Raw genomic sequence first — 14,624 nt, forward strand, 5'->3', positions numbered from 1 at the left:
CCGCAGAGAATGCCGAAACCAGATGCGCGATTGAGGATGACATCATGATCTGCCGCCGCAGCCTGCTTCTTGGTGGTGCCTTCCTCGCCACGGCCATGAAAGTCCCAAGTCTGTTTGCGCAAGGCAATAGGCAATCGATTTCACTTTGGCCCGGCCCGCCTCCGGGTGGCGGTGGTCCGAACGGCGTCCCGGATATAAGCAAAAAAGGCGCTGTCACCAACATTGCCGTACCGAGCCTGGAGGTGTTCGCTCCCGCAAAGCCAAATGGTTCCGCAATGATCATTGCAGGTGGCGGTGGATATAAACGCATCGAGGAAGGCAAGGAGTCCTATCCCGCTGCACGCTGGCTCGCGGACAGAGGCATTTATGCTTTTGTCCTCACCTACCGTCTGCCGATTGAAGGATGGGCTGCTGGACCGCTGGCACCGATTCAGGATGCGCAGCGCGCATTTCGTCTGGTGCGTGCACGCGCTTCGGACCGGCAGATCGATCCGCACAGGATCGGCGCACTTGGTTTTTCTGCGGGCGGGCACTTGATGGGGTTGGCCGCCGCCCGCTCGGCTTTTGCGTCTTACGAAGCAGTCGATGACATCGACAGGCAATCAGCCCGGCCGGATGTTGCGGCCCTGATCTATCCGGTCATCACGCTTGCAGCGCCCTATGACCATACATCGACCCGGAGGTCACTTATCGGCAGGCACCCGACAGACGAGGCAACACGAGAGTGGTCAGTGGAAAGCCATGTGAGCAAAGATTGCCCTCCGGTCTTCCTCACGCAGGCGGATGACGACCGGATTTCCAATCCCGCCAATAGCCGTATCATGCAGCAGGCGTGCGAGAAGGCGGATGTGGATGTCGAATTTCACCCAATCATTTCTGGCGGCCACGGCTTCGGCATGGGCAAGCCCGGAACCACCACGCAAGAATGGCCTGGATGGTATGAGGCATGGCTGAGGAAGCACAACCTTCTGGCCTGATGCATTCTGTGCGCAGCCCAATAAAAAAGGGCCGCAAAAGCGGCCCTCTCCGTATCATTCAAACCATCAAACCAGCCGGCTCTGCTCCACCGCCGCTTCAACGAAGCTGGCAAACAGCGGATGCGGGTCGAGCGGGCGGCTCTTGAGTTCCGGGTGGTATTGCACACCGATGAACCAGGGATGGTCAGGATATTCCACCGTTTCCGGCAGCACACCATCAGGAGACATGCCCGAGAAGACGAGGCCGCATTCTTCCAGCCGGTCCTTATAGTCCACATTCACCTCGTAACGGTGGCGGTGGCGCTCGGAAATATCCGTGGAACCGTAGATTTCGGCGATCTTGGTGTCTTTCTTCAGCGCTGCCTTGTAAGCGCCGAGACGCATGGTGCCGCCGAGATCGCCCTTGGTGGAGCGCTTCTCCAGCTCGTTGCCCTTTACCCACTCGGTCATCAGGCCAACGACGGGCTCAGCCGTCGGACCGAATTCGGTGGAGGAGGCATTCTCGATGCCGGCCAGATGACGCGCCGCTTCCACGACTGCCATCTGCATGCCAAAGCAGATCCCGAAATAGGGCACGTTGCGCTCACGGGCGAACTGCGCCGCCATGATCTTGCCTTCCGAACCGCGCTCGCCGAAACCGCCCGGCACCAGAATGCCGTTGACCTTTTCGAGATAGGGCGTCGGATCTTCCTTTTCGAAGACTTCCGACTCGATCCACTCCAGCTTGACCTTGACGCGGTTGGCAAAACCACCGTGATGCAGCGCCTCGATCAGCGACTTGTAGGCGTCCTTGAGGCCGGTATATTTGCCGACGATCGCAATCGTTACCTCGCCTTCCGGCGTGCGGATACGGTTGCAGACCTCTTCCCACTGTTCCAGACGCGGCTTCGGCGCCGGTTCGATACCGAAAGCGGCCAGCACTTCCGAATCGAGACCTTCATTGTGGTAGGCGATCGGAACGTCATAGATGTTGGCAACATCCAGCGCCTGAATGACGGCGGAAGGACGCACGTTGCAGAACAGCGAAAGCTTGCGGCGTTCCGCTTCCGGGATTTCCCGGTCGGCGCGCACCAGCAGAATGTCGGGATGAATGCCAAGCGCCTGCAGCTCCTTCACGGAATGCTGGGTCGGCTTGGTCTTCAATTCGCCGGCTGCCGGAATGTAAGGCATCAGCGTCAGGTGAACATAGATTGCGGTGCCGCGCGGCAGATCGTTGCCGAGCTGGCGGATCGCCTCCATGAACGGCATCGCCTCGATATCACCCACGGTGCCGCCGATTTCGCAGATGACGAAGTCGTACTCGTCATTACCTTCGGTCACGAAATCCTTGATCTCGTTGGTGACATGCGGAATGACCTGAACGGTCGCGCCGAGATAGTCGCCGCGGCGTTCCTTGTCGATGATGTTCTTGTAGATGCGGCCAGTGGTGATGTTGTCGGTCTTGGTCGCCGAACGCCCCGTAAAGCGTTCATAGTGGCCAAGGTCGAGGTCCGTCTCGGCACCGTCGTCCGTCACAAACACTTCGCCGTGCTGTGTCGGGCTCATCGTGCCGGGATCGACGTTCAAATAGGGGTCAAGTTTGCGAAGCCGCACCCGATAACCACGGGATTGCAGCAATGCTCCGAGTGCCGCAGCTGCGATGCCCTTACCGAGAGAGGAGACCACGCCGCCTGTGATGAATACATATCGCGCCATGGGATTCACCGGATACCTTTTTACCTCTGATTCCGCCAGCCCAAATTTCATGCTGTTGCAAATTCGCTGTTGACGAATTGGCAATGGGATGTGGCGAAATGCGAACAAAAGAAAACCGGCAGGCTTTTGGCCTGCCGGAGCGTTAAATCATAACCGGGCTTATTGACCGGTCGGAACTGCGTTCGGATCGGCGGGCTTGGCCGGCGCCGGAGCGGCTTCACCAGCAGTGGCCGGTGCAGGCGTGGTCTGCGCAGGTGCTGCAGCGCCGCTGTTGGTCGGAACGCCATTCTCAGCCGGAGCCGGCGTTGCCGGCGTCTGTGCCGGACCGAGCGTGTCGAGAATGCCGTTGCCCTGACCCTGCGTGGCCGGAATACGGTTCAGAATATCCGTCGGGCGCGATTCGTACCGGGTCAGAAGACCAAGTCCGAGCGACGTCACGAAGAACAGCGCGGCAAGGATGCCCGTCGTGCGGGTCAGCGCATTGGCCGTTCCGCGCGCGGACATGAAGCCCGAACCGCCGCCGATGCCGAGGCCGCCGCCTTCGGAACGCTGGATCAGAACCACGCCGACAAGCGCCAGCACGATCATGAGGTGAATAACAATCAAAACGGTCTGCATGACAATCCATTCCATGCCCCGCGCGGAGCACTACAAAGAAGGTTTCGCGGCTCTTTACATGAGGCGAAGGCTTATTCCAAGCCCCTTTCCCGCCACTGTGGCAGGAAAGAGTGTCTCAAGCCGTCAGTTGCTCGTATGCCGCATAGATGGAAAGGAAGTCGGAGGCTTTCAAGCTCGCGCCGCCGATCAGTGCGCCGTCGACATTCTCGACACCCATCAGTTCCAGCGCATTGGCAGGCTTCACCGAGCCGCCGTAGAGAATCCGCATGGTCTTGCCTTCATCACCAAAGCGCTTGACCAGCTCGTCGCGCATGAAGGCGTGGGCCTCGCGCACGTCCTGCGTGGTCGGCGTCAGACCCGTGCCGATGGCCCAGACCGGCTCATAAGCGATGACGGTGTTTTCGGCGGTTGCCTCGTCCGGAAGCGATCCGGCGAGCTGGCGCTTGAGGATATCGAGCGTCTGGCCCGCCTTGCGCTCATCCGCCGTCTCGCCAATGCAGACGATGGCGATAAGATCGGCCTGATGGGCGGCAACGGCCTTGGCACGGACCAGATGATCCGTCTCGGCATGGTCGGTGCGACGCTCGGAGTGGCCGACGATGACATGGGTGCCGAAGCAATCGGCAATCATCTCGGCGGAAATGTCACCCGTATGCGCGCCGGAAACATTCTGGTGGCAATCCTGTCCGCCAATCATCAGCGGGCTGTCGTCGCAGAGCGCGGTTGCCACATAAAGAAGCGTCGATGGCGGGCAGATCAGCGCATCCACCTTTTCGGAAAGCGCGCCCTTGACGCCCTCTGCCATGGCCTTGATCTGATCGAGCGACGAACGGGTGCCGTTCATCTTCCAGTTTCCGGCTACAAGCGGTCGAACATTCGGCGTCATGCGTATCCCATTCCCTTTGTCTCGGAGAGCCGCTTGCGCGAACACCCCTTACCTCAGCCGCCAGGCGGCCCCTAATCGCGACAGAAACCCTGCCGGAAATCCCGGAATATTTCCTTAAACGCAGCTGATGACAATTGGTACAAAAAAGCAGTCATAAGCTTCAAAACGTCGGTCAATTTGCCGAAATTCGCGCCTGTCGAACCAAAACTGGACCTCATCGGCTCAAAATCCAGTTCAGAACCGCCCGCCAGTCGGTCATGCGCACCGGCGTTCCATGCGTGCCTGTCTCAAAAAGCGTAAAGCGCGCCGGCTCTCCCGCCTTCAGCAAGGTGCGGAAGATGGTCGCCTGGCTGTCGGCGGAATAGACCTTGTCGGCGCTGCCATGGGTGAACCACACCGGCTTTTTGGCTTTCGCAAAGGCGCTCTTCGGAAAATCGGGATCGACCGCGCCGCCAAGGATCGCCATGCCCTTGAGATTGCCGACCGTCGCCTTGTCGCGGCTGATGCCGTAGCAGATGAAGCTGCCCATGGAGGCGCAGGCCAACACCACCGGCTTGCCGCCGGATTTGCTAGCCGCATAGGCGATCAGCGCGGAAACGTCGGCAACGCCATTGGCATCGAAGGATCGTACGCTCGGCACATAATAGGTGCCGCCATTGGCGATAGCCAGATTTTTCAGCCGGTTGAAATTGCCACCGAACGTATAGTCGTTCATGCCAAGCCGCCGGTCGCCGCCGCGCCCGTGAATGAAGATCACGGTGAAGGCCTGCCCGGATGATGGCCCGACGCGGCCCACCTCAAGCGCCCTGCCCTCAACCGCCACGGATTCCATCGCCTGCGCTGTCTTGGGCGCCATATCCACATATTGCCGCTTCACCCGGCGTTCCGGTACCTCGTCGCGGCCGTTGATATCGCGCATCTCCTGATAATCGATCACCTCAGATGCGCCGCCATCGGCCGTGGAAAGCACTGTCTGGCTGGAAAACAGCTCGTCCTTGAACGGCCGCAGCGGCCCGTCCGCCGCCCCGGCACCGCCCGGCATCGCCGCAACAGTCAGGCAGAAAAGAGTACAAAACGTGAAATGAGCTGTGGACATGACTTGGTTAACCGTTCATTCGTGGCTGCGAGACTTGCCATTGCCAGGGCGGCAGCGCAATCCTCCTGTTGCGAAACCCTGACATAGTCGTGGCATAGGGTGCGCCGCGTTAGGCCACACGCCCTGCACGTTTGGCGCTATACTCGCCCCTATTGGCATACTGATTCGCTTGGCGAAATTCTGACGACACGCTTTTTTGAACCTTGGACATGATGGACGATAGCAACGATCTCTTCTCCGGTCTTCCGGTGGCACCAAACAGCGAAACGGAAAAGAACGAGGACACGGCAAAACCCGTGAAGGCCCCGGTGTCCGCAGCCGCGAACGTGAACGTGCAGCCGAAACCAGCAGCCGTTGCGGCCGTCACGACGCCCCCACCCCCAGCGCCCGTGTCCCCCTCCGGTGACGACTACGGTGCCTCGTCGATCCGCGTGCTCGAAGGGCTGGAACCGGTGCGCATGCGACCCGGTATGTATATTGGCGGCACCGACGAGAAGGCGCTGCACCACCTCTTTGCCGAAGTCATCGACAACTCCATGGACGAGGCCGTCGCAGGCCACGCCAATTTCATCGAGGTCCATCTCGATACCGAGGGTTTCCTGACCGTCACCGATAACGGACGCGGCATTCCCGTGGAAAACCATCCGCAGGTTCCGGGCAAGTCGACGCTCGAAGTCATCATGACCAAGCTGCATGCCGGCGGCAAGTTCGATGGCAAGGCCTATGAAACCTCCGGCGGCCTGCACGGCGTCGGCGTTTCCGTGGTCAATGCGCTGTCCGATCTTCTGGAAGTGGAAGTCGCCCGTAACCGCAAGCTTTACCGCCAGCGCTTTTCGCGCGGCGCGCCCATCGGCGGTCTCGAAGAACTGGGTGACGTGCACAACCGTCGTGGCACCCGCGTGCGTTTCCATCCGGACCCGCAGATCTTCGGCGATCACGCAAAATTCGAACCGGCCCGTATTTTCCGCATGGCCCGCTCCAAGGCTTATCTCTTCGGCGGCGTCGAGATCCGCTGGAGCTGCGATCCCGGCATGGTGCCCGCCGGTGGCGAAATCCCCGAAAAGGCCGTGTTCCATTTCCCCGGTGGTCTGAAGGACTATCTGGCCGCCACGCTCGGCAAGGAATTCACTGTCACCCGCGAGATTTTCTCCGGCCGCACCGAAAAGACCGGTGGCCACGGCGCGCTGGAATGGGCTGTGACCTGGTATGGCGGCGACACGCAGATCCATTCCTATTGCAACACCATCCCGACGCCTGAAGGCGGTACGCATGAGGCCGGTTTCCGCATCGCACTCACCAAGGGCCTGAAGAACTATGCGGAGCTGACCCAGAACAAGCGAGCCAGGGAAATCACCACCGATGACGTGATGATCTCGGCAGCGGGCATGCTCTCCGTCTTCATCCGCGAGCCGGAATTCGTCGGCCAGACCAAGGACAAGCTCGCGACCGTCGAGGCCCAGCGCATCGTCGAAAACGCGCTACGCGACCCCTTCGACCATTATCTCACCGGCAATCCGGGCGAAGCGGCGAAGCTGCTGGACTGGGTGATCGAGCGCGCCGAAGAACGCCTGCGCCGCCGCAAGGAAAAGGAAGTCAACCGCAAGACCGCGGTGCGCAAGCTGCGCCTGCCCGGTAAGCTGGCGGACTGCTCGCAGAACACGGCTGAGAATGCCGAGCTTTTCATCGTCGAGGGTGACTCGGCTGGCGGCTCGGCCAAGCAGGCGCGCAACCGCGCCAATCAGGCCATCCTGCCGCTGCGCGGCAAGATCCTCAACGTCGGCAGCGCCAGCCGTGAAAAACTCTCCGCCAACCAGCAGATCGCCGATCTCATCCAGGCGCTGGGCTGCGGCACGCGCACCAAGTACCGCGAAGAGGATCTGCGTTACGAACGCATCATCATCATGACGGATGCCGACGTCGATGGTGCTCACATCGCCTCGCTGCTCATCACCTTCTTCTATCAGGAAATGCCGGAACTCATTCGTGGCAACCACCTCTATCTCGCAGTGCCGCCGCTCTACGTCATCCGTCAGGGTGCCAAGAGCGCCTATGCCCGTGACGACGCCCACCGCGCCGAATTGATGGAAACTGTCTTCAAGGGCAAGAAGGTCGAAATCGGCCGCTTCAAAGGCCTTGGCGAAATGATGGCGGCACAGTTGAAGGAAACCACCATGGATCCCGAAAAGCGCACCCTGCTGCGCGTCGAGATCGACGATGTGGATTTCGAAGGTACCCGCGAGGCGGTCGACAATCTGATGGGCACCAAGGCGGATGCCCGCTTCCGCTTCATTCAGGAACGCGCTGCCTTCGCGGATAATCTGGATATCTGATCAACCGTCCCGGCCAGCCATGCGCCAACCGGGACGATTTGAGTCATGCCGCCGCCACATCTTCGCGAACGTCCAGAACGCGGTCGATCAAACCCCACTCCAGTGCCTCTTCCACCGTCATGAAACGGTCGCGATCCATTGCCGCTTCAAACTCGTCATAGCTGCGTTTGCAATGCTCGGCATAAAGCCGCGTCATTCGGTGCTTTGTCTGCCTGATTTCTTCAGCATGGATGAGCATATCCGACGCCTGCCCCTGAAACCCGCCGGACGGCTGGTGAATGAGGATGCTGGCGTTGGGCAATGCCGCCCGCGCGCCCGGTTCGCCCGCCATAAGCAGGAACGAGCCCATCGAACGGGCGGTCCCCATGCATAGAGTATGAACCGGCGCGCGGATGTAGCGCATGGTGTCATACATTGCGAGACCGCTGGTCACGACGCCGCCTGGAGAATTGATGTAGAGATGGATCGGCTTCTTCGGGTTTTCCGCCTCCAGAAACAGCAGTTGCGCGCAGACAAGTGCGGAAACAGCGTCGTTGACCTCACCGTTGAGAAAGATGATCCTTTCCCGCAACAGCCGGGAATAGATGTCGAAGGACCTTTCTCCCCTAGCGGATTGTTCAACTACCATAGGGACGAGTTGCATCGCTTCGCGCATCGGCGAACTCCTGTCGTTTGAAAATGTAAGGAAATGTGGTGGATCAGGCGGCGAGCTTGATGGGCGAACGGTTGTGGTTTGCGGCGGCCTTTGTCATCCGACCGGAACCGGTGATGGGCAACTCATGAATGACCCGCAGGCTGGTGCCGCCGCTCGCGTTGGGTGCAATACTGAAGGTGACGGTGTTTTCCAAAAATGGCGGAACGTCATCCCGTATCCTGTAGCAGACCTCCTTCCCCGGGGTGATCCTGATCGCCTCGGGTTCAGCCAAAGCCTCCTTCGGCAACCAGTGTTCACGGAAGGCCGGAATGCTGATCGCACGCCAGACTTTTTGCGGCGGCTCATCGAGATCATATTCCAGCTCGACAACGGGTTTGGGTGCTGCGGGCAGTTCCCTGTTCATTGATCCATATCCTTCAGCAAGAGCTTCAGTGCTTCTACGCGCTGCGGCCAGTAGGCGCGGTATTTGCCAAGCCATGTCGCAATCCGTGTCAGCCCATCCGGATCGACCTCGTAATTGACGAAACGACCCTGCCGCCGTTCGACGACCAGCCCCGCCCCCCGCAGCACAGCAAGATGCTGCGACATGGCCGGCTGGCTGATATCGAAACCCTCACGCAAGGCGGAAGCGTTCTGGGCACCATCCGCGAGCTTTTCGAAAATAGCGCGGCGTGTCGGATCGGCCAGCGCCCGGAAAATATCATTCTCTGTCATGACAACAGATAAGCATACACTTATGTGATTCACAAGTCCCGCCTCCTGCATTCGCTTCGCAAGGCAGGCTTTTCGCTCCCGCACCCTCTTCTGCCGTGAACGCTTTATGTGCTCGCGCGTTTTCACCCGGCCTGATAATCTTCAGGCCGGGAGTGATCAAAACAAGTGACTGCATTTACGGTCTTTATCGCCATGGTGCTGCTGGTCGTCGGACCAGCCCTGTTTGTTGTCATCAGCAAGCAGCGGGAAAAGGCCATTCCCAAACGCCCCTCAACTGCCCTGCCCGTTGCCGAGGATGCGACCGGGCTCGACCGCCACTGGCAGTCGATAAGGAACGGCTGGAACGAGAAAAACGCGCTCTGCCTGCTGCATTCCAATCTGGATGCCTTTGCAGTGCGCATGGCGGCGGCGCGGGCGGCCGGACGCAGCCTTGATCTGATGTATTACATGTGGAACGCCGATCTGACCGGTCGGCTGATGATGCGCGAGGTCATTGCCGCGGCAGATCGCGGCGTGCGCGTGAGGCTGCTTCTGGACGATCTCGGCGTCTCGATGTCCGACCGCATCTTCCACGCCATCGACAGCCATCCCAATATCGAGTTGCGGCTCTTCAACCCAACCAGGGCGCGGGAAAACATCCTGTATCGAAGCCTGGAACTGGTCCTCCGGTTCCGAAGCGTCAACCGGCGCATGCACAACAAGGCGTGGATTGCCGACGGACGCGCCGCGATCGTTGGCGGCCGTAATATTGGCGACGCCTATTTCGATGCCGCCGAACGGGCCAATTTCCACGATTTCGACATTCTCGGTTTCGGCAGGATCGTTGCGGATGCCACCGAAATCTTCGACGACTACTGGAACAGCGCCGTTTCCGTTCCCGTGCGCTCGCTTCTGGCGCGCAGGCCGAGCAAGCTTGCCAGGTTAAGGCGCGAGCTTGCTGCGCTGCCGAAAAGCGAGGCTGCCAAACCCTATCTCGAGCGCGTAGAAAACCAATATGGCAGCGGTCATTTCCTGATGTCGGACCGCCTGCACTGGGTCGATGAAGCCGACGTGCTTGCCGACCCGCCGGAAAAAGCAGCGGGAAAACGCCGCAACGGCCACAACTTCCTGATGGAGAGCCTGCTGCCGCTGATGCAGGAGGCAAATGACAGCCTGCACATCACCTCCCCTTATTTCATTCCCGGCAAACAGGGCTTGGACATTTTTGCAAACCTTGCCGAGCGCGGCGTCTCGGTTGCCATCCTCACCAACTCGCTGGCTGCAACAGATGTTGCCGCCGTTCACGCCGGTTACGCACGGTATCGAAAGCCGCTTCTGCTGGGCGGGGTGCGACTGCATGAACTGCGTGCACAGGCGGACCAGCCAAGCTTTACGCTTCGCGGTTCAGGACAGGCGAGCCTCCACACCAAGGCTTTCTCCCGCGACGGCAAGACCGGCTATATTGGCTCGCTCAATTTCGATCCACGCTCCGCGTCTCTTAACACGGAAATGGGCGTCGTTTTCACCTCAGCCCCGCTGGTTGCGCGCATGGACGAGATATTCAGCGAAGAGATCCGCCGCTCAATGAGCTTCGAGCTGGATATAGACAACGGCAATCGCATCGTCTGGATGACCGAAGAACACGGCCAGCCGAAGACATACAGGCGTGAACCGGACGCTGCCATCAGCCGCCGGATCGTCGCGGGCATCATGCGTTTCCTGCCACTCGAGTCTCAGCTTTGACTTATCGCGGCTTTGATAACGAAAAGTCCGGTCAGGCCGCCGGTCTCACGCCAGCCTTGGCCAGCTGTATCTGCACCAGCGTGTCGAGGTTCTGGTTGACGCGGCAATAAAATTCCTCGTCGATGAAGGGCCGCAGCATGAAATCGTTGCCACCCGCCTTCAGGAACCGCGCCGACAAAAGCCGGTTGGTGGAAGAGGAAACGCCGATGATGCGCAACTCGTGCGAACCGCGTACGGTGCGGATGCGCCGTGTCAGTTCGAAACCGTCAATATCGGGCATATTGTAGTCGGTCACCACCAGCCCGATATCGGGATTGGCCTTCAGGATTTCGAGCGCCTTCGCACCGCTATCGGCAAGGCTGACGCGGAAATTATAACGCTTGAGGCGGCTGGAAAGCAGCGCCCGCGCCGTTGGGCTGTCATCCACGATCAGCACATGGTGGCGGTGGTTGGTGAGGAACCGACAGATGGATTCCGTCAGCATGTCCACGGCAAAGATATTGTCTTTCAGAATGTAGTCGACCACATTCTTGGCGATCAGCGTCTCGCGGGTCGCCTCATGAAACGTGCTGGTGAAAACGATGGTAGGGATCGAAAGATCGATCAGATATTCCAGCGCCTCGCCATTTTCCGCCCCCGGAAGATTGATGTTGGAAATCGCAAGCGTCACGGGTTCGGCCGAGTGTTCGTAGCACGCCTGCAACTCCTCGAAGTTACGGCACACCTCCACGGAAACGCCCAGCAATTCCTTCAGCCGCATGCTCACCATCTGGGTGAACACATTGGTATCTTCCGCAAGCAAAATGCGGCAATTGGTAAATGGCACACCCGAATATTGCATGCCCGTAATGCCCAGAAAATTCATTTTGTCCCAGTCCCCCGTCGTCTTTCACGGGAAATTAGCAGGCGTATTTTTCAGAATGATTAATAACACTTTTGCCCAAAAACAGTCGGCATACATGCTTACCCAAAAGAAAACACGGCCCCCGAGGGAGGGCCGTGTTTCGAATGCTTCCAGGAAAATCCCTCAGGCGCGCAGCAGCGCGTTTTCCGTATCGAAGGGGCTTTCTTCCACCACCTCGGCATCATAAAGCGTGCCGAGAATGCGGATTTTCAGCTTCGTGCCAATCGTGGCATATTCGGGTTTCAGCATGGCAAGCGCAATCGACTTGCCGATACGCCAGCCAAAGCCGCCGCTCGTCACACGGCCAGCAAGTGCGCCATCTGCATCGAAGATAGCTTCAGAACCACGGGCATCGACATCCGTATTGCCCGAAACGGTTAGCGTCGAGAATACCGATTTCAAGCCGGCTTCCTTGTATGCCACCAGCGCGTCGCGGCCGATGAAGTTTTTCTCCGGACGCAGGAAACGGTCGAGACCGGATTCATAGGCGTTATATTCGACCGAAAGCTCGCGGCCCATGTTGCGATACGACTTTTCAAGCGACATCGACACCATCGCACGAATACCGAATGGCTTGATGCCAAATTCGGCGCCCGCTTCCATCAGCCGGTCGAAGATGTAGTTCTGCATTTCGATAGGATGGTGCAATTCCCAGCCCAGTTCACCGACGAAGTTGACGCGCAGCGCATGCGCCGTCGCCACACCCACGGAGATCTGCTTCGCCGTCAGCCACGGGAAATCCTTGTTCTCGAGGCTGGTACGGGTCAGCTTCTTCAGGAGATCGCGCGACTTCGGACCGGCAAGCACCAGCACGCCGTATTTCTGGGTGATGGGCTGCAGCACGACGGAACCGTCGGTGGGCGCAAGCCGCTGGAGCACGTCATGATCGTGCGCCTCAAGACCACCGGCGGACACCAGATAGAACCGACCCGGCGCCCATTCATAGACGGTGAACTCCACCTTCACGCCGCCATTTGGAGTCAGAAGATGCGTCAGCGCAATACGGCCGCGCTTCTTCGGCACGATATTGGCGAGAATGCTGTCCAGCCAGGCGCGCGCGCCGGGACCTGAGACTTCCATCTTGGCGAAGGCCGACATGTCAAGCACGCCGACATTCTGGGTGACGTTCTTCACCTCGTTGCCGACATGTTCGAAATAGTTCGAGCGGCGGAACGACCACTTCTCAACGATACGGCCATCATCCAGTGGCGGCGCATAGTTGTGGCTGGTGATGACATCCGCACCGACGCCGAGGTCCTCTTCGCGCAGCGCATAACCTTCCGGAGCATACCAGTTGGCACGTTCCCAGCCGTAAACGGAACCGAACACACCGCCGAGCTTCTTCAGACGGTCGTAAACCGGCGTCGTCTTCAGCGGACGGGCAGCGGAACGTTCTTCATCAGGGTAATGCATGGTGAAGACGTTGGCATAGGCTTCCTCATTCTTGGCAATGAGGTAACCTTCCGTTGCGTGAGGGCCGAAACGGCGCGGATCGACACCCATCAGATCGAGTGTAGGCTCACCATCGACGATCCATTCGGCAAGCTGCCAGCCAGCACCACCGGCAGCGGTGATGCCGAACGAGTGGCCTTCATTCAGCCAGAAATTCTTCAGGCCCGGTGCCGGACCGACGATCGGGTTGCCATCAGGCGTATAGGCGATAGCGCCGTTATAGACCTTCTTGATACCGACTTCACCGAAAGCCGGAACGCGCACCATCGCCGTTTCGATATGCGGCATAAGGCGGTCGAGTTCCTCCTGGAACAGCTCATATTCGCTATCGTCAGAGGGACCGTCGACATAACAGACCGGAGCGCCGACTTCGTAAGGGCCGAGGATCAGACCGCCGGCCTCCTCGCGCATGTACCAGGCCGAATCCGATTCACGCAGAACGCCCATTTCCGGCAGACCCTGACGGCGGCGCTCCAGAATGGCCGGATGCGGCTCGGTGACGATATATTGGTGCTCAACCGGGATGACCGGAATATTGATGCCGACCATCTCGCCGGTCTTGCGGGCAAAGGAGCCGGTGCAGGAGATGATATGTTCGGCGACGATCTCGCCCTTATCCGTCGTCACCTTCCAGTGACCGTCTTCCAGCTGCTCGATGGCGGTGACGGTGGTGTTGCGATAGATGGTGGCGCCACGGTCGCGCGCGCCCTTCGCCAGCGCCTGCGTCAGGTCGGCGGGCTGGATATAACCATCATCGGGGTGCTGGATGGCGCCCAGCAGGCCGTCCGTCTCGCAAAGCGGCCAGATTTCCTTCACCTGCTCCGGCGTCAGCATGTTGACCCGCACACCGATGGTCTCGGCAATGCCGGCATAATACATATATTCGTCCCAGCGATCCTTGGTGCGGGCGAGACGAATGTTCGAGACCTTGGAGAAACCGACATTCATGCCGGTCTCTTCCTGAAGCTCCTCGTAGAACTTCACCGAATACTTGTGGATCTGGCCGACCGAGTAGCTCATGTTGAACAGCGGCAAAAGACCGGCTGCGTGCCAGGTGGAACCGGAGGTCAGTTCCTTGCGCTCGATAAGGACGCTGTCGCTCCAGCCCTTCTTGGCAAGATGATAAAGCGTCGAAACGCCGACGACGCCGCCACCGATCACCACCGCCCGTGCATGTGTCTTCATTTACAGAACCCCTAAAAAGCGCCGGCATTGCCTGTCGTGCTGCCAAATCGATGGGATGGAATATGAAGCGCCCGGCGGCCGTTCAGCCGCCTGATTGCGACATGGCCATAGGGTGCTGCGACAGGGGAGAAAATGCCGTCGCTGGAGGCGGGTTTCAAACCACCGTCGCCTTTTGAAGACGACGGTGGCGCACATATCCTGCGCATTTGCCAGAAACGGAAAAAACATACAGAAGAGAAAAATAGCCAGTCTCATTTCGCAACCTCCTGCGAAGATGCACAAATCTTGGCGCGGTCTTTTACGTCCTTGCCAGCGGCAGTTTTTGCCGCCGCGTCCAGCCATGCGGGCGTGCTGTACCGATGGAAACGCTGTTGAAGCCTATGACGAGCG

General features: G+C 59.3%; 13 protein-coding genes. 4 read left to right on the forward strand and 9 right to left on the reverse strand.

The annotated features are described in order from the left end of the window. The first annotated feature begins 44 nt into the window (after positions 1-44). Positions 45-977, forward strand: coding sequence for an alpha/beta hydrolase (locus QE432_RS20695; protein WP_112178749.1), 933 nt, complete (start codon positions 45-47; stop codon positions 975-977). 66 nt (positions 978-1,043) lie between these two features. On the opposite strand, the gene QE432_RS20700 is transcribed toward QE432_RS20695, so the two are convergent. The 4 genes from QE432_RS20700 to QE432_RS20715 all read right to left on the reverse strand — a co-directional run bounded on the left by QE432_RS20700 (position 1,044) and on the right by QE432_RS20715 (position 5,272). Further along, positions 1,044-2,681: a CTP synthase gene (locus QE432_RS20700; protein WP_035198927.1), complete on the reverse strand. Its 1,638-nt coding sequence runs from the start codon at positions 2,679-2,681 to the stop codon at positions 1,044-1,046. 150 nt (positions 2,682-2,831) lie between these two features. Further along, positions 2,832-3,290 carry a preprotein translocase subunit SecG gene (secG, locus tag QE432_RS20705; RefSeq protein ID WP_065687408.1) on the reverse strand — a complete coding sequence of 153 codons (459 nt, stop codon included), beginning with the start codon at positions 3,288-3,290 and terminating at the stop codon, positions 2,832-2,834. 115 nt (positions 3,291-3,405) lie between these two features. After that, positions 3,406-4,176, reverse strand: coding sequence for a triose-phosphate isomerase (gene tpiA / locus QE432_RS20710; RefSeq protein ID WP_003515430.1), 771 nt, complete (start codon positions 4,174-4,176; stop codon positions 3,406-3,408). 214 nt (positions 4,177-4,390) lie between these two features. After that, positions 4,391-5,272 (reverse strand): dienelactone hydrolase family protein, encoded by an 882-nt coding sequence (locus QE432_RS20715; RefSeq protein WP_149910069.1) that lies wholly within the window; start codon positions 5,270-5,272, stop codon positions 4,391-4,393. A gap of 209 nt (positions 5,273-5,481) precedes the next feature. Between QE432_RS20715 and parE the strand changes: the two genes are divergently transcribed. Beyond that, positions 5,482-7,602: a DNA topoisomerase IV subunit B gene (parE, locus tag QE432_RS20720; protein WP_013636223.1), complete on the forward strand. Its 2,121-nt coding sequence runs from the start codon at positions 5,482-5,484 to the stop codon at positions 7,600-7,602. Between the two features lie 43 nt (positions 7,603-7,645). Here the strand turns inward: parE and QE432_RS20725 are convergent, their stop codons facing one another. From QE432_RS20725 to QE432_RS20735, 3 genes are read right to left on the reverse strand one after another with little or no spacing between them, the layout of a single operon-like run. Further along, positions 7,646-8,257: an ATP-dependent Clp protease proteolytic subunit gene (locus tag QE432_RS20725; protein WP_013636224.1), complete on the reverse strand. Its 612-nt coding sequence runs from the start codon at positions 8,255-8,257 to the stop codon at positions 7,646-7,648. Between the two features lie 43 nt (positions 8,258-8,300). Beyond that, entirely contained in the window at positions 8,301-8,660 is a 360-nt protein-coding gene (locus tag QE432_RS20730) for an SRPBCC family protein (RefSeq protein ID WP_306625496.1), read from the reverse strand. Beyond that, entirely contained in the window at positions 8,657-8,971 is a 315-nt protein-coding gene (locus QE432_RS20735; protein WP_003515444.1) for an ArsR/SmtB family transcription factor, read from the reverse strand. Before QE432_RS20735 ends, QE432_RS20730 begins: the two co-directional genes overlap by 4 nt. Positions 8,972-9,136: 165 nt before the next feature. On the opposite strand from QE432_RS20735, the gene QE432_RS20740 reads away from it, so the two are divergent. Continuing rightward, positions 9,137-10,693, forward strand: coding sequence for a phospholipase D family protein (locus tag QE432_RS20740; RefSeq protein ID WP_112497517.1), 1,557 nt, complete (start codon positions 9,137-9,139; stop codon positions 10,691-10,693). Positions 10,694-10,724: 31 nt separating this feature from the next. Here the strand turns inward: QE432_RS20740 and QE432_RS20745 are convergent, their stop codons facing one another. Then, the gene (locus QE432_RS20745) at positions 10,725-11,558 is read right to left on the reverse strand and encodes a response regulator (protein ID WP_003515447.1); all 834 of its coding nucleotides are present in this window, start codon (positions 11,556-11,558) and stop codon (positions 10,725-10,727) included. Between the two features lie 162 nt (positions 11,559-11,720). Further along, positions 11,721-14,234 (reverse strand): GcvT family protein, encoded by a 2,514-nt coding sequence (locus QE432_RS20750; RefSeq protein WP_121556606.1) that lies wholly within the window; start codon positions 14,232-14,234, stop codon positions 11,721-11,723. A gap of 132 nt (positions 14,235-14,366) precedes the next feature. Here QE432_RS20750 and QE432_RS20755 point away from each other — a divergent pair, with 132 nt between their 5' ends. Continuing rightward, positions 14,367-14,609 (forward strand): hypothetical protein, encoded by a 243-nt coding sequence (locus QE432_RS20755; protein ID WP_162686641.1) that lies wholly within the window; start codon positions 14,367-14,369, stop codon positions 14,607-14,609. The last annotated feature ends 15 nt before the right edge of the window (positions 14,610-14,624 follow it).

This window comes from Agrobacterium sp. SORGH_AS_0745, assembly GCF_030818995.1.
Taxonomy (GTDB): Bacteria; Pseudomonadota; Alphaproteobacteria; order Rhizobiales; family Rhizobiaceae; genus Agrobacterium; species Agrobacterium tumefaciens.

Coding starts and splice junctions, on each gene's coding strand:
- QE432_RS20695 (WP_112178749.1), top strand. CDS start 45: ATGATCTGCCGCCGCAGCCTGCTTCTTGGTGGTGCCTTCCTCGCCACG.
- secG (WP_065687408.1), bottom strand. CDS start 3,290: ATGCAGACCGTTTTGATTGTTATTCACCTCATGATCGTGCTGGCGCTT.
- tpiA (WP_003515430.1), bottom strand. CDS start 4,176: ATGACGCCGAATGTTCGACCGCTTGTAGCCGGAAACTGGAAGATGAAC.
- QE432_RS20715 (WP_149910069.1), bottom strand. CDS start 5,272: ATGTCCACAGCTCATTTCACGTTTTGTACTCTTTTCTGCCTGACTGTT.
- parE (WP_013636223.1), top strand. CDS start 5,482: ATGATGGACGATAGCAACGATCTCTTCTCCGGTCTTCCGGTGGCACCA.
- QE432_RS20725 (WP_013636224.1), bottom strand. CDS start 8,257: ATGCGCGAAGCGATGCAACTCGTCCCTATGGTAGTTGAACAATCCGCT.
- QE432_RS20730 (WP_306625496.1), bottom strand. CDS start 8,660: ATGAACAGGGAACTGCCCGCAGCACCCAAACCCGTTGTCGAGCTGGAA.
- QE432_RS20735 (WP_003515444.1), bottom strand. CDS start 8,971: ATGACAGAGAATGATATTTTCCGGGCGCTGGCCGATCCGACACGCCGC.
- QE432_RS20745 (WP_003515447.1), bottom strand. CDS start 11,558: ATGAATTTTCTGGGCATTACGGGCATGCAATATTCGGGTGTGCCATTT.
- QE432_RS20750 (WP_121556606.1), bottom strand. CDS start 14,234: ATGAAGACACATGCACGGGCGGTGGTGATCGGTGGCGGCGTCGTCGGC.
- QE432_RS20755 (WP_162686641.1), top strand. CDS start 14,367: ATGCCGTCGCTGGAGGCGGGTTTCAAACCACCGTCGCCTTTTGAAGAC.